The organism is Bacillus sp. Medicinal_06, assembly GCF_056711665.1.
Window position 1 is genome coordinate 100,043 of record NZ_JBWYHD010000008.1, and the last position, 16,030, is coordinate 116,072.

A 16,030-nucleotide genomic window follows, 5' to 3' on the forward strand; every position below is an offset into this window, starting at 1 on the left:
TTCCCACTCCTCATTTGCAAGCTTTCAAAAGATGTAAGTTAAATAATTCCCATTTCTTTACCCACTTTTTCATACGTACGAATCGCTTCATCCAGCATTTCTTTCGTATGAGCCGCTGTTGGCATATTACGAACACGACCTGTTCCTTTTGCTACAGTCGGGAATACGATCGATTTCGCATAAACACCTTCTTCATTTAGACGTTTACTGAACTCTTGTGTTAATACTTCATCGCCAATGATACAAGGTGTGATTGGTGTTTCGCTTTCTCCAATGTTGAAGCCAAGCTCTTTTAAACCTTGTTTTAAATAGCGACCATTTTCCCATAAGCGGTCATGTAATTCCGTGCTTTCCATTAAAATTTCAATTGATCTCATACAAGCCGCTGCATCTGCTGGTGTTAGCGCTGTCGAGAATAAGAATGGACGTGAACGAACTTTTAGCCAATCAATTAAATTTTGCTTTCCTGCTACATATCCGCCAACTACCCCAATTGCTTTTGATAATGTACCGATTTGGAAATCTACTTTATCGGAAAGGCCGAAATGTTTTACAGTACCTGCCCCTTTTCCAAGTACACCTGAACCATGTGCATCATCCACATATGTCATTAAATCTAACTCTTCTGCAATTTCAACAATTTCTGGTAGTTTCGCAACATCACCATCCATTGAGAAGACACCATCTGTAATAACCATCAATTTATTGTAAAGGCCTGATTCCTTGGCCTCAGTTGCTTTTTTGCGTAAGTCTTCCATATCAGAATGTTTATAAACAATAATTTTTGCTTTTGATAAACGACTACCGTCAATAATAGACGCATGGTTTAATTCATCAGAAAGAATTGCATCGTTTTTATCCATAACAGCTGAAATCGCTGCCATATTACAGTTAAATCCTGATTGATATGCAATTGCTGCTTCTGTATGTTTAAACTTGGCAATTGTTTCTTCTAATTTAATATGCAAATCAAGAGTCCCGTTAATTGTACGAACCGCTCCTGCACCAACACCATACTTATGAATCGCACCAATTGCTGCTTCTTGCAGACGATTGTCTGTTGCTAAACCAAGATAATTATTTGAAGATAAGTTAATATATTCTTTCCCGCCAATTGTAATGATTGGTCCATTTGGACTTTCCAGCGGATCGATTACGTTATAAAGCCCCTTTGCTTTTAAATCCTCTAAATTTTCTTCTAAAAAGTTTGCAAGTGTTTTACTAGACATCGTGAAGCCTCCCCATCGTTCATGTAAGCGAATTATTGTCTTAATAATTCCAATAATCCCTCTACTAGCTTAACACGTTTTCAGAATTTATTATAGAAAAATAGTTCAAAGAAAACGCTTACAAATTTTAATTATATAGGATTACATACAAGAAATCTATGATTTACTTCAATTGTTTGATAGAATGAAAAAAATATTTTTAGGAGCTGAGAAAATGGCATTTACAGAATCTGAAGTATATAATAATGACTCTTTTTTTGAACAGTACATGAAGCGTAGATATCGAAAAGATAATCCAAATGAAGTAATTGAAAAACCTGCCTTATTGCAGCTCATCGGGGATATGAAAGAGAAGAACATTCTTGATTTAGGATGCGGTGATGCTAAATTTGGTGTGGAATTATTGCAAAAAGGATGTCTTTCTTACACAGGTATCGAAGGCTCTCACCTTATGTATACAGAAGCTGTAAAACAACTAGAAAATAAAAATGGTACCGTCCATTTTATGAACCTCAAAGACTATACATACCCTCCTTCTACTTTTGATCTCGTTACATCTAGACTCGCCCTTCACTATATTGAAGATCTCGATATGATTTTTAAAAACATCCATCAAACTTTAAAAACCGATGGAACTTTCACATTTAGTGTACAGCATCCCGTTATTACTTCTTCCTTTGAAAGCCTACAATCTGGTGGCAAACGCACAAGTTGGCTCATTGATGATTATTTTAAGAGCGGGAAACGTGTAGAACCGTGGATTGACCAAGAAGTAATCAAATACCATCGTACCATCGAACAATACTTCATTCTTTTACAACAAGCTGGATTTATAATTACAGACTTGCGAGAAGCAACACCACAGCGAAAACATTTTCAAAGCGAAGAAGAAGATACACGCCGATTGCGCATTCCCCTCTTTCTTTTATTTTCTTGCAAAAAAATGAAAAAAGCGATGAAATTTCATCGCTTTTTTCATTTCACTACTTGCGCTACCTGCGGAAGTAAACATCTTCCTCTTCCCTGCGGAATGCACAGCGGTGTTCCAAATAAAGGATCTGTTGTAATTTGACACTCCATGCGGAATACATCACGAACTAGCTTACAGTCAATAATCTCTTCTGGCTTACCTTGCGCATAAATTTGTTTATCTTGAATGGCTACAATATTGTCTGCATAGCGGCAAGCTAAGTTTAAATCATGTAATACCATAACGATTGTTCTTTGTTCTGTTTCATTTAATTCGAATAACAAATCAAGTACTTCAATTTGATGTGTCATATCTAAATAGGTTGTTGGCTCGTCTAACAAAATAATATCTGTATCTTGTGCAAGCGTCATAGCAATCCAAGCACGCTGACGTTGTCCCCCTGAAAGGGCATGAACATCACGTTCAGCAAATTCAGTCATTCCTGTTGCTGCAAGCGCTTTTTGTACCATTTCTTCATCTTTTTCTGACCATTGCTTGAGCCACGTTTGATATGGATAACGCCCTTGTTTTACAAGTTGAAGCACAGTCAGCCCTTCTGGAGCTTGAGGTCCTTGGGGTAAAATTGCCATTTGCCGAGCAATTTGCTTCGTTTGCATATTTTGAATTGCTTTATTATCTAATAAAATATCACCTGATGTCGGTTTTAATAAACGAGCAAGCGAGCGTAATAAAGTTGATTTTCCACAACCGTTAGAGCCGATAAAAATCGAAATTTTTCCTTTTGGGATCTCTAGATTTAACTCATTAATAATAATTGTTTCACCATAAGACAATGTTAGCGTTTTCGTCTCTAATGCTTTTTGCATGTTCATCTCCCTTTACTCCGTTTTCTTAGTAGACAAGAAATCGTTTATGTACTTCTTTACCTTTATGAATTTCGACTTTTATAAAGTAAATAAATAAAATACGGAGCACCGATTGCTGATGTAAATACACCTGCTGGAACTTCAAGAGGAGCAAAGACTGTGCGCCCAATCAAATCAGCAGCAAGTACTAAAATTGCCCCAACAACAGCAGCTACTGGAAGTAGTGCCCCATATAAAGAACCAACTAATCTTCTTGAAATATGCGGTGCCATTAAACCAACAAATCCAATTCCACCTGCAAAAGCAACCGCTCCACCAATTAATGCTGTACTAAGGAGCAAGAGGAAAAAGCGTGACTTCGTTAAACGAATACCAAGTCCGGTAGCAATATCATCACCAAGCTCTTGTGCATTTAAATGTCTCGCTGCTATAAATGCAATCACTGTTAAAATAAGAACCCAAGGTGCTAACACCCCTACATTTTGCCAAGAAGATCCATAAACAGTACCGGTAATCCACACATTCGCTTGACTCGCTTGATAAATTGGTGCTAACAGCATGAATAATGTTGTCGCTGCCTTTGTTAGTGCCCAAAATCCAACACCGATTAAAACAAGACTAATCGCCGATAATCCATCGTTTCTCCATGCGAATAAATATACAAAAAAGGCAACGATGGTTGCACCAATAAAGGCAGCTAGCGGCATATAATGAATGCTTACTGTTAATGCATTATTTTTATCACTAAATAAAGCAAGAAATAGTACAACTGCTACACTTGCACCACCTGTAATCCCAATGATATCAGGAGAAGCAAGCGGATTTCGAACGAGCCCTTGTAAAATACATCCAGCTACAGCAAGAGCTATTCCTACAAGAATTGCAATTAAAATACGCGGCATGCGGAACTTATTTACAACCATATTAGACATCGCATCACCGTTTCCAGTAATTGCTTGCCATACATCATATGGGGCAATCTTCATCTCCCCCATACCTGCGCTTGCAAAAAACAATCCAATTAAAACAATGAATAAACCTAATAAGACGAGACAAGCTCGTTTATACATTAAAAACGAGAGGCCGTCTTTTCCTATACGAAACGGAATATACTTCTTCATTTGCTAAGCCCTCTCTTACGTGCGATATAAATAAAGAATGGTGCACCAATAAATGCTGTCATAACCCCTACTGGTACTTCTTGTGGCATGATCACATATCTCGCTCCAATATCTGCAAGAAGTAATAATATAGCACCTAACAACCCACTATACGGTACTCTCCAGCGATGATCTACGCCAACAAGCGCCCTTGCAAAATGAGGTGTAATAATCCCCACGAATCCAATTGGACCAGCAACTGCAACAGAACCACCTGACAGTAACACAATAATGAGCAATACCAGTGATTTCATCAAAATGGTTCGCTGTCCTAACCCTTTTGCAACATCTTCTCCCATCATTAATGTATTTACTTTTCCTGCCATTAGAAGAGAGGCAATCCATCCTATTAATAAATAAGGAAATACAGACTGTAATATTTCTAACTTTCTCCCCTGCACAGAACCAGCTAACCAAAATAATACTTCTTCCAATGCTTTCTCGTTTAATACGAGCAAACCTTGTGTTAAAGACGAGAATAAAGCACTAATGGCTACCCCTGCCAAAGTCAATTTAAGTGGGGTTGTCCCTTCTTTACCTAAGGAACTAGATGCAAATACAAGTGCTGCAGCAACTGCTGCACCTAAAAAAGCGATCCACGTAAACGCTGACAAAGATGAAATCGAAAAAACAACAATGGCTACAACAATGAAAAAGGCAGCACCTGAGTTTAATCCGATAAAATCTGGAGCAGCAAGTGGATTTTTTGTTAAAGTTTGCATTAAGCAACCAGCGATGGCTAAACTAGCACCGACACTAGCAGCAATTAGCGCACGAGGTAACCGTACGTTTTGAATAATGATATGCTCATTCGAACCATTAAAATGAAAAAAAGCATCCAACGCTAATTTCCCACTTGTATTTGTATATCCAAAAATAATACTTCCCCAAATACAAGCGATAACTGCAATGATTCCAACAAATAGTCCAACCCATTTTGCTTGATTTGTTTTTAATAACATGCAGTGTTTCTCCTTCAATGTATAATGATACGTTGTTAGTGTATTGCAACTTAATTTACGTTGTCAATGATAATAATTATTAATGTCAATTATTTCTATTGACATTATATTTTCAAAACCGTAATATCAATTTCGACAATGAAAATTATTCTCAATATTTAGGGGGATACATAATGAATTTCATCAAACAAAAATCATTTGTATTATTTGTATTCGTGTTATCATTTTCACTTCTTTTAGGGGCATGTGGTAAATCTGATAACAAGGCTGAGCCGAAAAAAGAAGAAAAGAAAGAAATGGTTACTGTAGAACATGCGATGGGCAAAACGGAAGTTCCTGCAAATCCAAAACGTGTTGTTATTTTAACAAATGAAGGAGCAGAAGCTTTACTTACTCTTGGTGTTACACCAGTTGGTGCTGTAAATCCGCCTACTAGCGACTCATGGTATCCACATATGAAAGATAAAATGAAAGATGTAAAATCTGTCGGTAACGAAAGTCAAGTCAATATCGAAGCAATTGCTGCTTTAAAACCTGATTTAATTATCGGCAACAAAATGCGTCAAGAGAAAGTGTACGAGCAGCTAAATGGCATCGCTCCTACTGTCTTTGCAGAAACATTACGTGGTGAATGGAAAGATAATTTTAAATTCTATTCAAAAGCAGTAAATAAAGAAAAAGAAGGCGAAAAAGTATTAGCTGATTACGACAAACGTATCAAAGATATAAAAGGTAAGCTTGGAGATAAAGTAAACCAAGAGATTTCTATGGTACGCTTTATGCCTGGTGACGTTCGTATTTATCATGGCGATACATTCTCTGGGATTATTTTAAAAGAACTTGGTTTCAAACGCCCTGGCGATCAAAACAAAAATGACTTTGCAGAACGTAACGTATCTAAAGAACGCATTCCTGCAATGGATGGCGATATCATCTTCTACTTCACTTACAATCAAGGAAATGAGAAAAAGGGTTCTGAATTAGAGAAAGAATATATCAATGATCCTCTATTCAAAAACTTAAATGCTGCAAAAAACAACAAAGTATATCAAGTTGACGATATAATTTGGAATACAGCTGGCGGTGTAATGGCTGCAAACTTAATGCTAGATGACATTGAAAAACGTTTTATAAAATAATACTTTTCTAAAACAGCTTCCCTTTCGGAAGCTGTTTTTATTTCACCTTCACGAAAGTGTCACATTATTTCATTTTGTATTTTGTATTTTTATTCCCTATATGTTATATTATAAAAGTAAATAAAATGTATTTTCTATATACCAGAAAAGTTTTTATAATCTAAATTTTCTGATTTATCATTATTTTGGTTTCTTTTGAAATTCAAATACTACATTTGAAAACGCTTATTATTAATTTTTCAGGGAAAAATACAGTAACGGATAAACACTCAATAGATTATTTAAGAAATTTTTTTGCTATTCCCATATAATTCTATTGACTTCTAAATATTTTGTAAATTAAAATGATTACATAAATATCCGTTATACAGGATTAGGGGGAAACAATATGGATGCAGCTTTAAAAGTAGAAAAAGCTGGAGGGCAACAATCACCAAAAAAACATCCACCTGGATTATATTTGTTGTTCTTAACAGAAATGTGGGAAAGATTTAGTTATTACGGAATGCGTGGTCTTTTAGTTCTTTATTTAACAACAACTGTTGTAAGTGGAGGACTTGGATTTGACAAGGCTTTCGCAGTGCAATTATACGGAATTTTCACAGCTTTAGTATATTTCACACCGATTATTGGTGGATGGTTAACTGACCACTTTATTACAAGACGTCATGCAATTACTCTTGGCGGTATTATCATGGCACTTGGTAACTTTGTACTATTTTCAATGAATACAAAAACTGGACTCTTTTTAGGATTAACACTCTTAGTTATTGGTAATGGATTCTTTAAACCAAATATTTCTACCCTTTTAGGTGAACTATACGGCGAAAATGATTCACGTCGTGATAGTGCTTTCACAATCTTTTACATGGGTATCAACGTAGGAGCTTTCTTTGCACCACTTATTTGTGGTTTCCTAGCAGAAGATTTCTTTAAAACAAGCGTTGATGGCGTTATGGTTATGGGTTATAAATACGGGTTCCTTGCAGCTTGTATCGGTATGATTATCGGTCAAATTTTCTTTAACCTATTAGCTCCACGTTACCTTGGTAAAGCAGGAACAACAGTTGTAGGAAAAAAATCAAAAGATAAAAACGCTGCAGTAGTTGAAAAGAAACCTTTAACAAAACAAGAAAAGAACCGTACTTGGGCGATCGTTATTTTAACTTGCTTCGTTGTTTTCTTCTGGGCAGGTTTCGAACAAGCCGGTAGTTCTTTAACACTATATACAAACACTTTTGTTGATCGTACAATTTTCGGATGGGAAGTTCCAACATCTTGGTTCCAATCTGTTAACCCAGCATTTATCGTACTATTCGCACCATTCGTATCTATGTTATGGATGAAACTATCTAAAACAAAAAATGGCGACTTAAAAGTTCCAACAAAAATGGCACTTGGTATGATTTTACTAGGAATTGGTTATCTTGTTTTAACATTAGCTGTTTTGAAAACTGGAAGTGATGAAGCAAACATTGCTACGAAAGCAAACTTACTATTCATCGTCTTCACATATATGTTCCATACAATTGGTGAATTATTCTTATCACCAATCGGTCTATCAATGGTAAGTGCAATTGCTCCTGTAAAATTAGCATCTCTATTAATGGGAGTATGGTTAGCAGGTTCTGGTATGGCGAACTATCTAGCTGGTGCACTAGCTGCTTTCACACAATCTTTAGGATACCTGGAAGTATTCGCAAGCATTGGTATTATCGTAATTGTACTTGGCTTAGTACTTCTTATGTTCTCTAAAAAAATTGCACGTATGATGGAATAACAAATTCAATACGAAAGGACCCTCAAATATGAGGGTCCTTTCTATTTAACATTTTCCCTATTGTATTTTCACTGATCCTAAAGCTTCTTTTTCTAACAATGGTGAATACGTATCAGTACGACGGTCTCTTAAGAACTGCAATAGATTACGTGCCGCTTTAATTTCTTTCGTATCAATTTTTTGAATTAACACCCCTTCCTCTTCCTCTAAGGAACAAATAATTTCTCCCATTGGATTACTGATAAAACTCCCTCCATAAAAACTCATATCCTTCTCTTTCCCTACTCGATTTACAGCAGCAACAAATACACCATTATGAATACTATGAGCTGAAATAGCTTTTGTCCAAACTGGTTTTGTAGACAACTCTGGATGATCCGGCTCAGAACCGATTGCTGACGGATAAAACAATATTTCTGCACCTTTTAATGTCAAAATTCGTGCTACTTCAGGGAACCATTCATCCCAGCATATCCCGATTCCTATCTTCCCGTACTTTGTACTATATATGGGATAACCCGTATTTCCTGGTGTAAAATAATATTTTTCATGATAATTAGGTCCATCTGGAATATGATTTTTACGTGTTGTCCCTAAATATTTACCATCCGCATCAAACACTGCTGCACTATTAAAATAAATTCCCTGTGCTACCCTTTCATAAAAAGGAACAATTAAAACGACATGTAATTCTTCCGCTAATTTCTGCATCACTTGTAATGCATCATGCTCAAAAGAAATAGCTAATTCATAATTATGAACCGAGACATTTTGAGCAAAGTACTCGGCATGATAAAGCTCTTGTAAACAAACGATTTGGGCACCTTTATCTGCTGCTTCTCTTATCTTCTCAATCGTTTTTTCTATATTTATCTCGATATTCTCCCCACATGCTAATTGAACTAGACCAATTGTAATCGTACTCATTATCCTTTCTCCTCCTAGTATTCATTTTGGACAACTTGTTTTTCAGCCTGGTAGACAACCTTTCCATCTACCATTGTGAAAATAACTGAAGCCTCTTTAATTTCTGTCACAGGCACATCAAATAAATTCCGATCCAATACAACAATATCTGCTAACTTTCCTTCTTCTATTGTTCCAAGTTCATCCTCACGAAATGAAGCATATGCGGGAGCGTATGTATAGGCCCATAAAGCTTCAGCCAAAGAAATTTTCTCCTGCGAATTCCACTCTATTCCTTCATCATCTAACCTTGTTACTGCCCTATAGATTTCCGGTAACGGATTTAATGTAACTACCGGATAATCACTTCCAAATACAAGCATTGCACCTGCATCCATTAATGTTTTCATCAAATAATTGTGCTGCATTCTTTCTAATCCAATTAAATTCTTATATACTTCTCTACTTGTAAGATTAATATGTTCTGGCTGAATAGAAGCAAGCGCCCCTAGTTTTTGGAATCTCTCAATATCGCTTGGATGAATCATTTCAACATGCTCAATTGCATGTCTTGCATCTCTTTTACCATTCCGCATTTGCGCCTCTTCAAAAGCATCTAACGCTAAACGTACAGCTCCATCTCCAATCGCATGAAACCTTACACGAAATCCTTCTTTATCCGCATCGACTGTCCACTTTTTTATTATTTCTGGAGGATAAGTTGTATAGCCGCTTGTCTCTTGAGTACAATATGGTTCTAATAAATATGCTGTATAACTTGTTGTAACACCATCTATAAATTGTTTAAACCCACAAAATTGAACCATATTAGAGTTATATGTTTCATTTAAATGTTTTGCTAATTTTAAATCACCATTCAGAGGAGCCACAAAATGAATTCTTGTTGTTAACTTCCCCTCCTTCTCAAATTCATCGTATAGCTCTGCTTCTTCCACACCCATTTCAGGTATTCTTAATAAATCATGTACAGACGTTACACCGTATTTTGCAGTTTCTATTAAAAAGCTCTGAAGCAACGCTCTATTTCGTTTGGGAGTAAACTGTAATATATTTGTTGCTAACCCTACTGCATTTTCCTTTAAAATCCCTGTTGGCTCGCCATTTTGATCTTTCACAATTTCTCCATACGGCGGATTTTTTGTTCCTCTATGAATCCCCGCCATTTCTAAAGCCTTACTATTTAGCCATGCACAATGAAATTCAGCATGATATAAAAATACTGGTCGGTCTGCAATACATTCATCTAATATATTCCGGTGGGGTTCTTCCTCCGACTCCCACAAATTCTGTTCCCAACTACTTCCAATCACACAAGGTGCATTTTTATTTTCATCAGCATGTTTCTTTACAAGCCTTGCAACTTCCTTAGCTGAACGTGCATGAATAAGCTGTACTCCCTCATTTACTAAGCTCCCTAGCATAAGATGAATATGAAAGTCATGAAACCCAGGCATAATAAGTTGATTTCCAAAATCATAAATCCTTGTGTGCGTATCAACATAATCTTGAATGTTATCTTTTTGAACAAGAGCAATAATTTTATTATCTTTAACCACAATAGAAGCCGGAATAGAAATTTCTTTCGTTCCTGTAAACACAGCATCACTACTTAAAATAACATCTGCTTTTTTCGTCATCATGTTCCTCCTAAATCGATAATTCTTGTCCATCTTCTTTCTGTGATTCATCAAAATTCATTTGTGGTGGTTGAACTCGAAATAATTTCGTTATATAGAGTAAATAAACAATCCCAACAAAGGCCCATATTCCTCCTAGTATCATAGACATCTTATCCAAATCGCTCCATAACTTGAGTGTTATACTCGCACCAATAAACGGAATCACAAAATATAAAATTGTACATTTTAAAGATCTCTGACGCCCTTTAACAAAGTAATGAGCAATAACTGAGATATTTACAAATGTAAATGCAATTAGTGCACCAAAATTAATGAAAGAAGTAATGGTAACAAGGTCGGTAAATAGCGCAGCTAGAGCAAAAATACTCACTAAAATAATATTCTTGATAGGTGTGTGAAAGCGTGGATGTATATAGGCAAAGAATGTCTTCGGCAATACCGAATCCCTTCCCATTGCATATAAGATACGTGAAACACTAGCATGAGAAGTCAAAGCTGAAGTAAAAGAAGTTACTATCATTCCTGCAAGAAATATGGCATTAAATAAATTCCCGCCTATCATTCTCGCAATTTCAGCAGCTGCTGTATCTAGATTTTTAAAAGATGCATAATCCGGATGTATTAAGTGTGCAAGGTAAGAAACAAGAATATAGCAGATACCCGAACAAGCAATTACAAAAAATATTGCTTTTGGAATCGTCTTTTTGGGATTAATCGTTTCTTCTGCGAAAGTTGTTAATGCATCAAAGCCTAAGAAAGATAAACAAAGAACTGCAGCGCCAGAAAATGCAGCTAAAATTGATGATTCAGAATTTATGAATGGTTTTAACGAAAATATAGTTCCTTCTCCATTCCCATTGAGGAGAGAGTTTACACATAATATGCAAAACAGAAACAATACAAAATATTGGAATCCTAAAAAAATCATATTCATTGTGATCGTTAATTTTGTCCCTATAATATTGATTACAGTAACAATGACAATCATTGCAACAATCCATATGCTAGAAGGAATAGAAGGGAAATATTCAGACAGGTAGAGTGCTATTATGAGGAAATTAATCATAGGAATAAACAAATAATCCATTAAAATTATCCAACCAACCATAAAACCTAACCCTGGGCTCAAAGATTTTTGCGTATACGTATAAGCAGATCCAGAAATCGGATAAGCCTTTGTCATTTGTCCGTAACTATAAGCCGTAAACAACATTGCAAATAGGGCAAGTATATACGCGGTTGGTATTACACCTTTAGATAAAGATTCTACAACTCCAAAGGTAGTAAATACAGTTAATGGCGCCATGTAGGCTAGACCTAGTAATACTAACTGAAAAAAATTCAACGAACGTTTTAGTTTCATTTCATTCTTCACTTTTCAACCCCCTTCTTATTGCTACTTACTCTATGCAAATTATGTTCCAATTTGTCATTACATAGAAAAAATCTTGTTTTTTCATGTTTTGCGATGAAAAAACATGAAGACGGGTATTTCAAAAAATATACCAATATGCATAAATTATGAGCTATTGCATACTTCTTATCACTTTTATAAATAAAAAGCGAAAGTTAGCTACTGAAAGCTAACTTTCGCTTTTTATTGCTCTTCTAACGCTGTAACGTCCACTTGCACTGTTTCATGTGGTGTTTTTATATCATGTACATTTGCAATTCCACTTCCCTCATCACAACTTTCAATCCACACTGGTACACCTTGATACGTAACATCAATTCTGCTTGAAGACGACAAAATTTGTTTCACACGCTTTACATCCATTATTTATTCCTCCTTCTATATATTACACCTCCTAGCTTTCCATATTTTCAAAACTCTATTCCACAAAAAAATCCGTGTATTTCTACACAGATTTTCCCATAATATTCAAATTTTATGAAAATAATGTCTTTACAACTTCACTTACTTTCTCATTATGCACTTGATAATATACTTCTAAGCCACGTCTTTCAAAACGAACAACCTTATTTTGCTTTAATTTCGTTAAATGCTGCGAAACAGTCGATTGCGGAATTTCTAATACTTCCTGCAATTGTGTTACGTTACAAGTTCCACGACCCATCAGCTCCATTACTAAGCGAAGGCGGAGCGGGTGAGCTAACGCTCGTAGCATTTGTACATCCTCTTCTGAAATACAACAATCAAATTGATTTTGATTCATAAAGTTCCCCTCATTTTTTCATTTTTATTTTCTCTTTATTTATCTTTATATATTTGTTTTTATATTTCCTGTTACGACACAACTTTATCAACCTAAAATAAAAAAATTATTTCCTCCTTTTATCAACACACAATTAAGGACAAAACCCCTGCTGATTTTGAATATTATACTACACGGTTTAGTGAAAAAGCAAAACATACAGATAGGTATACTTTGCTTCTAAATGCTGATTTATCAACCTTTTTGTTATATTTTTTCACTTACACTACTCCCTGTAATGATATTGTAAAATATTACTCTGAAATGATATGCGAATGTAATCTTTTTAAGTTATTTGACCTATAAAAATCGCCTTGTTACGATGGATATAGTTAAATTTTGGTAAAATAGATAGTTTTTCATAAGTTTCATTAATATTGCACTTGGTTATATAATTATCCAAAACTTCCTATATAAAAGATAAAGGAAAATAAAAATCCCCTTGGATCTTTCGACACATAAGTCACTGCTACGAAAAAAATGACTTGCATTGTTCTCGCTCTAACTTGGTAATGACAGGAAGAAATTCTGACCGCTTCTATACATGGCCGGAGCCTCTCTCCCACCTAAATAGAAAGAGTTTGGTTTTATATAGGAATCGTGTACTTTCACATACACGGTTCCTCTTTTTGTCCAGTTTATGAACAAAATGTAGCGGAATTTTTACAGTTGACACTATTATGGAATAATTATACTTTTTTACGTTGACAATAGTGTTGAACAGGAATATACTTAGCAATGTAAATTGATTGTGAATTATTTCACAAATAATGTGAATATATTCACATATTATAGATAGGAGTTGTCATTATTATGAGTACTTGGACACAAATTTATGATCCATTAAACAACATTTGGTTATCAGCACTTGTCGCTGCTCTTCCAATCTTATTCTTTGTTCTTTGTTTAACAGTATTTAAAATCAAAGGATATTTATCAGGACTTTATAGCGTAATTCTAGCAATCATTCTTTCTATATTTGTTTACAAAATGCCTGCAACTATGGCAGTATCATCGGCTGCATTTGGAGTAGCTGCTGGTTTTTATCCAATTTGTACAATCGTTATTGCAGCAATTTTCCTTTACAAATTAACAGTAAAAACTGAACAATTTAACGTTATTCGTGACAGCATCTCCAGTATTACAAATGACCGTCGTCTTCAAGTCTTATTAATCGCTTATTCTTTCGGTGCTTTCTTAGAAGGTGCAGCTGGTTTTGGTGTACCAGTTGCAATTACAGCAGCATTACTTGTAGGTATGGGCTTTAATCCATTAAAAGCAGCGGGTATTTGTTTAGTTGCAAATATTGCTGGTGGCGCAATGGGAGCAATGGGTATTCCAGTTACAGTACCTGCTCAATTAACACAAATGGATGCATTAATTGTTGGTCGTCAAACTGTAACATTATTACCTTTCATCAGCTTTGTATTACCATTCTTACTTGTGGTAATGGTAGACGGTTTCAAAGGAATTAAAGAAACTTGGCAAGGTATCCTTGTAAGTGGTGGTTCTTTTGCTATCACACAATTTGTTGTAACATATTTCCTTGGTGCCGAACTAACTGATATTTTCGCAGCTGTTGTCAGCATGGTTGCATTAGCTTTATTCTTACGCATATGGCAACCAAAATCTTCGGATGAAACTAACGCTGGGCAAGCTGAAAAACATAATTACACAATGAAACAAATTTTATATGCTTGGTCACCATTTGCTTTCTTAACAGCATTCGTAACAATTTTCAATTTAAAAGCAATTAAAGGTTTATTCGCTCCAGATGGCGCATTAGGGAGCTTAGTATGGAACATCCAGGTTCCTGGTTTACACAATCACGTTATTAAAACAACACCAATTGTAAATGCAGATACACCATTTGCAGCAATCTTCAAACTAGATGTATTTTCATCTACAACTACTGCAATTGTACTAGCAATTATCGTATCCTTACTTGTATATCGTGCAAAAGGACAATTGGTTAAGGAACTAACTATTGAAACATTAAAAGAGCTAAAAGCTCCAATTTATACAATTTGTAGTGTAATTGCATTAGCATATGTAACAAACTACTCTGGTATGTCTTCTACTCTTGGACTAGCTTTATCATCTACAGGCAATGCCTTCCCAATCTTATCTCCAATCTTAGGTTGGATCGGCGTATTCTTAACTGGTTCTGTAGTATCAAGTGGTTCATTATTTGCACCACTTCAAGCAGTAACTGCAGCACAATTAGATATCGTACCATCTACACTCGTTGCATTAAACGTAGTCGGCGGTACAATGGCAAAAATGGTTTCACCACAATCCGTAGCGGTTGCATGTGCAGCAGTTGGACTAGTTGGTAAAGAATCTGCTTTATTTAAAACAGCAATGAAATATAGCTTAATCTTCTTAGCTATCATTAGCTTACTTCAACTTAACGCTATATTTAATATCTTTTAAAATAAAAAGGCTGATGACTCGTTCATCAGCCTTTTTATTTTAAAAGTGTGGTGAAAGTCTTCTCCACACTCTATTTTTTATGTCATTCTTTGTTGGAACGTCGATATCCTTTGTCGAATCGCCGATATATAATGAGAAATGGCCGATATATTTGAATTTATGCTGATAAAATTTCATTTACTATTTATCATTACCCCCCATACCAAGATCTCTATATTTCATCAGCTTTTTTTATTTTTCTCTCTAACCATTCACTAAGATACAGTACTTCACTAATTCCAATTGATTCTTCATCTAACCTTGCGTTAAACTCTAAACTATTTCCATCTAAATCATAAAAATAAACAGCCGCCGACGGCATCCAATCATGTACAATTGGTTCAATTGGTTCTTTTTCAAAACTTTTTCTTAGTCTTATCCCTCTTTCTTGTAACCACTCATTTGCCCTTTTTAAATCTTCTAACGTTACTCCAAAGGCAAAATGATTTGTTTTTATCTTTTCTCCCTCTGCAACTTCCCATATCCCTAACATCTGTTTCTTTTCTCCCACATAGAAAAACGCGCATCTTCTTTCTTCTATTTTATACGCAAGAACAATTCCTAATCCTTTATAAAATTCAATTGATTTTTCTAACTGCTTGACCTGCACATGCGTTTCATAAATAGATTGAATCATTTTTATTCCTCCTTTTATAGTGAAGTCTTTCCTTCATTATAAAAAGTTTTCCGATTTCAACCACCATC

Annotated in this window: 13 protein-coding genes and 1 pseudogene; 4 read left to right on the forward strand and 10 right to left on the reverse strand. The window is 35.3% G+C overall.

Features of this window, described 5'->3' with window-relative positions; translation table 11 throughout:
- Window positions 1-38: 38 nt before the first annotated feature.
- Window positions 39-1,229 (reverse strand): glycine C-acetyltransferase, encoded by a 1,191-nt coding sequence (locus tag AC1M36_RS19890; protein WP_026593913.1) that lies wholly within the window; start codon window positions 1,227-1,229, stop codon window positions 39-41.
- Between the two features lie 214 nt (window positions 1,230-1,443).
- On the opposite strand from AC1M36_RS19890, the pseudogene AC1M36_RS19895 reads away from it, so the two are divergent.
- A pseudogene (locus AC1M36_RS19895) lies at window positions 1,444-2,172 on the forward strand (class I SAM-dependent DNA methyltransferase); the annotation flags it as partial.
- Between the two features lie 32 nt (window positions 2,173-2,204).
- Here AC1M36_RS19895 and AC1M36_RS19900 read toward each other — a convergent pair.
- From AC1M36_RS19900 to AC1M36_RS19910, 3 genes are read right to left on the reverse strand one after another with little or no spacing between them, the layout of a single operon-like run.
- Entirely contained in the window at window positions 2,205-3,032 is an 828-nt protein-coding gene (locus tag AC1M36_RS19900; protein WP_336452954.1) for an ABC transporter ATP-binding protein, read from the reverse strand.
- A 56-nt stretch (window positions 3,033-3,088) separates the two neighbouring features.
- The gene (locus AC1M36_RS19905; RefSeq protein WP_336452953.1) at window positions 3,089-4,147 is read right to left on the reverse strand and encodes a FecCD family ABC transporter permease; all 1,059 of its coding nucleotides are present in this window, start codon (window positions 4,145-4,147) and stop codon (window positions 3,089-3,091) included.
- Window positions 4,144-5,148, reverse strand: coding sequence for a FecCD family ABC transporter permease (locus tag AC1M36_RS19910; RefSeq protein WP_336452952.1), 1,005 nt, complete (start codon window positions 5,146-5,148; stop codon window positions 4,144-4,146). The genes AC1M36_RS19905 and AC1M36_RS19910 overlap by 4 nt, the downstream gene beginning before the upstream one ends.
- 173 nt (window positions 5,149-5,321) lie before the next feature.
- Here AC1M36_RS19910 and AC1M36_RS19915 point away from each other — a divergent pair, with 173 nt between their 5' ends.
- Entirely contained in the window at window positions 5,322-6,287 is a 966-nt protein-coding gene (locus AC1M36_RS19915) for an ABC transporter substrate-binding protein (protein WP_336452951.1), read from the forward strand.
- Between the two features lie 388 nt (window positions 6,288-6,675).
- Entirely contained in the window at window positions 6,676-8,067 is a 1,392-nt protein-coding gene (locus AC1M36_RS19920) for a peptide MFS transporter (RefSeq protein ID WP_336452950.1), read from the forward strand.
- Between the two features lie 57 nt (window positions 8,068-8,124).
- On the opposite strand, the gene AC1M36_RS19925 is transcribed toward AC1M36_RS19920, so the two are convergent.
- The 5 genes from AC1M36_RS19925 to AC1M36_RS19945 all read right to left on the reverse strand — a co-directional run bounded on the left by AC1M36_RS19925 (window position 8,125) and on the right by AC1M36_RS19945 (window position 12,811).
- A complete protein-coding gene (locus AC1M36_RS19925; RefSeq protein WP_336452949.1) occupies window positions 8,125-8,994 on the reverse strand; it encodes a carbon-nitrogen hydrolase in 870 nt (289 codons plus the stop codon).
- 14 nt (window positions 8,995-9,008) lie between these two features.
- Entirely contained in the window at window positions 9,009-10,631 is a 1,623-nt protein-coding gene (locus AC1M36_RS19930; protein WP_336452948.1) for an amidohydrolase, read from the reverse strand.
- Between the two features lie 10 nt (window positions 10,632-10,641).
- Complete coding sequence (locus AC1M36_RS19935) at window positions 10,642-12,009, reverse strand: APC family permease (protein ID WP_336452947.1); 1,368 nt, start codon at window positions 12,007-12,009, stop codon at window positions 10,642-10,644.
- Between the two features lie 222 nt (window positions 12,010-12,231).
- The gene (locus AC1M36_RS19940) at window positions 12,232-12,411 is read right to left on the reverse strand and encodes an acid-soluble spore protein H (protein WP_336452946.1); all 180 of its coding nucleotides are present in this window, start codon (window positions 12,409-12,411) and stop codon (window positions 12,232-12,234) included.
- A gap of 112 nt (window positions 12,412-12,523) precedes the next feature.
- Complete coding sequence (locus AC1M36_RS19945) at window positions 12,524-12,811, reverse strand: ArsR/SmtB family transcription factor (protein ID WP_336452945.1); 288 nt, start codon at window positions 12,809-12,811, stop codon at window positions 12,524-12,526.
- Between the two features lie 852 nt (window positions 12,812-13,663).
- Between AC1M36_RS19945 and AC1M36_RS19950 the strand changes: the two genes are divergently transcribed.
- Window positions 13,664-15,286: a lactate permease LctP family transporter gene (locus AC1M36_RS19950; RefSeq protein WP_336452944.1), complete on the forward strand. Its 1,623-nt coding sequence runs from the start codon at window positions 13,664-13,666 to the stop codon at window positions 15,284-15,286.
- 211 nt (window positions 15,287-15,497) lie between these two features.
- Here AC1M36_RS19950 and AC1M36_RS19955 read toward each other — a convergent pair whose 3' ends face one another.
- A complete protein-coding gene (locus AC1M36_RS19955; RefSeq protein WP_336452943.1) occupies window positions 15,498-15,962 on the reverse strand; it encodes a VOC family protein in 465 nt (154 codons plus the stop codon).
- Window positions 15,963-16,030 lie beyond the last annotated feature (68 nt).

What these genes read in the sequence shown, in the direction of transcription:
- AC1M36_RS19955 (WP_336452943.1), bottom strand. Translation starts at nt 15,962, where the DNA reads ATGATTCAATCTATTTATGAAACGCATGTGCAGGTCAAGCAGTTAGAA.
- AC1M36_RS19920 (WP_336452950.1), top strand. Translation starts at nt 6,676, where the DNA reads ATGGATGCAGCTTTAAAAGTAGAAAAAGCTGGAGGGCAACAATCACCA.
- AC1M36_RS19940 (WP_336452946.1), bottom strand. Translation starts at nt 12,411, where the DNA reads ATGGATGTAAAGCGTGTGAAACAAATTTTGTCGTCTTCAAGCAGAATT.
- AC1M36_RS19915 (WP_336452951.1), top strand. Translation starts at nt 5,322, where the DNA reads ATGAATTTCATCAAACAAAAATCATTTGTATTATTTGTATTCGTGTTA.
- AC1M36_RS19910 (WP_336452952.1), bottom strand. Translation starts at nt 5,148, where the DNA reads ATGTTATTAAAAACAAATCAAGCAAAATGGGTTGGACTATTTGTTGGA.
- AC1M36_RS19890 (WP_026593913.1), bottom strand. Translation starts at nt 1,229, where the DNA reads ATGTCTAGTAAAACACTTGCAAACTTTTTAGAAGAAAATTTAGAGGAT.
- AC1M36_RS19900 (WP_336452954.1), bottom strand. Translation starts at nt 3,032, where the DNA reads ATGAACATGCAAAAAGCATTAGAGACGAAAACGCTAACATTGTCTTAT.
- AC1M36_RS19950 (WP_336452944.1), top strand. Translation starts at nt 13,664, where the DNA reads ATGAGTACTTGGACACAAATTTATGATCCATTAAACAACATTTGGTTA.
- AC1M36_RS19925 (WP_336452949.1), bottom strand. Translation starts at nt 8,994, where the DNA reads ATGAGTACGATTACAATTGGTCTAGTTCAATTAGCATGTGGGGAGAAT.
- AC1M36_RS19945 (WP_336452945.1), bottom strand. Translation starts at nt 12,811, where the DNA reads ATGAATCAAAATCAATTTGATTGTTGTATTTCAGAAGAGGATGTACAA.
- AC1M36_RS19905 (WP_336452953.1), bottom strand. Translation starts at nt 4,147, where the DNA reads ATGAAGAAGTATATTCCGTTTCGTATAGGAAAAGACGGCCTCTCGTTT.
- AC1M36_RS19930 (WP_336452948.1), bottom strand. Translation starts at nt 10,631, where the DNA reads ATGACGAAAAAAGCAGATGTTATTTTAAGTAGTGATGCTGTGTTTACA.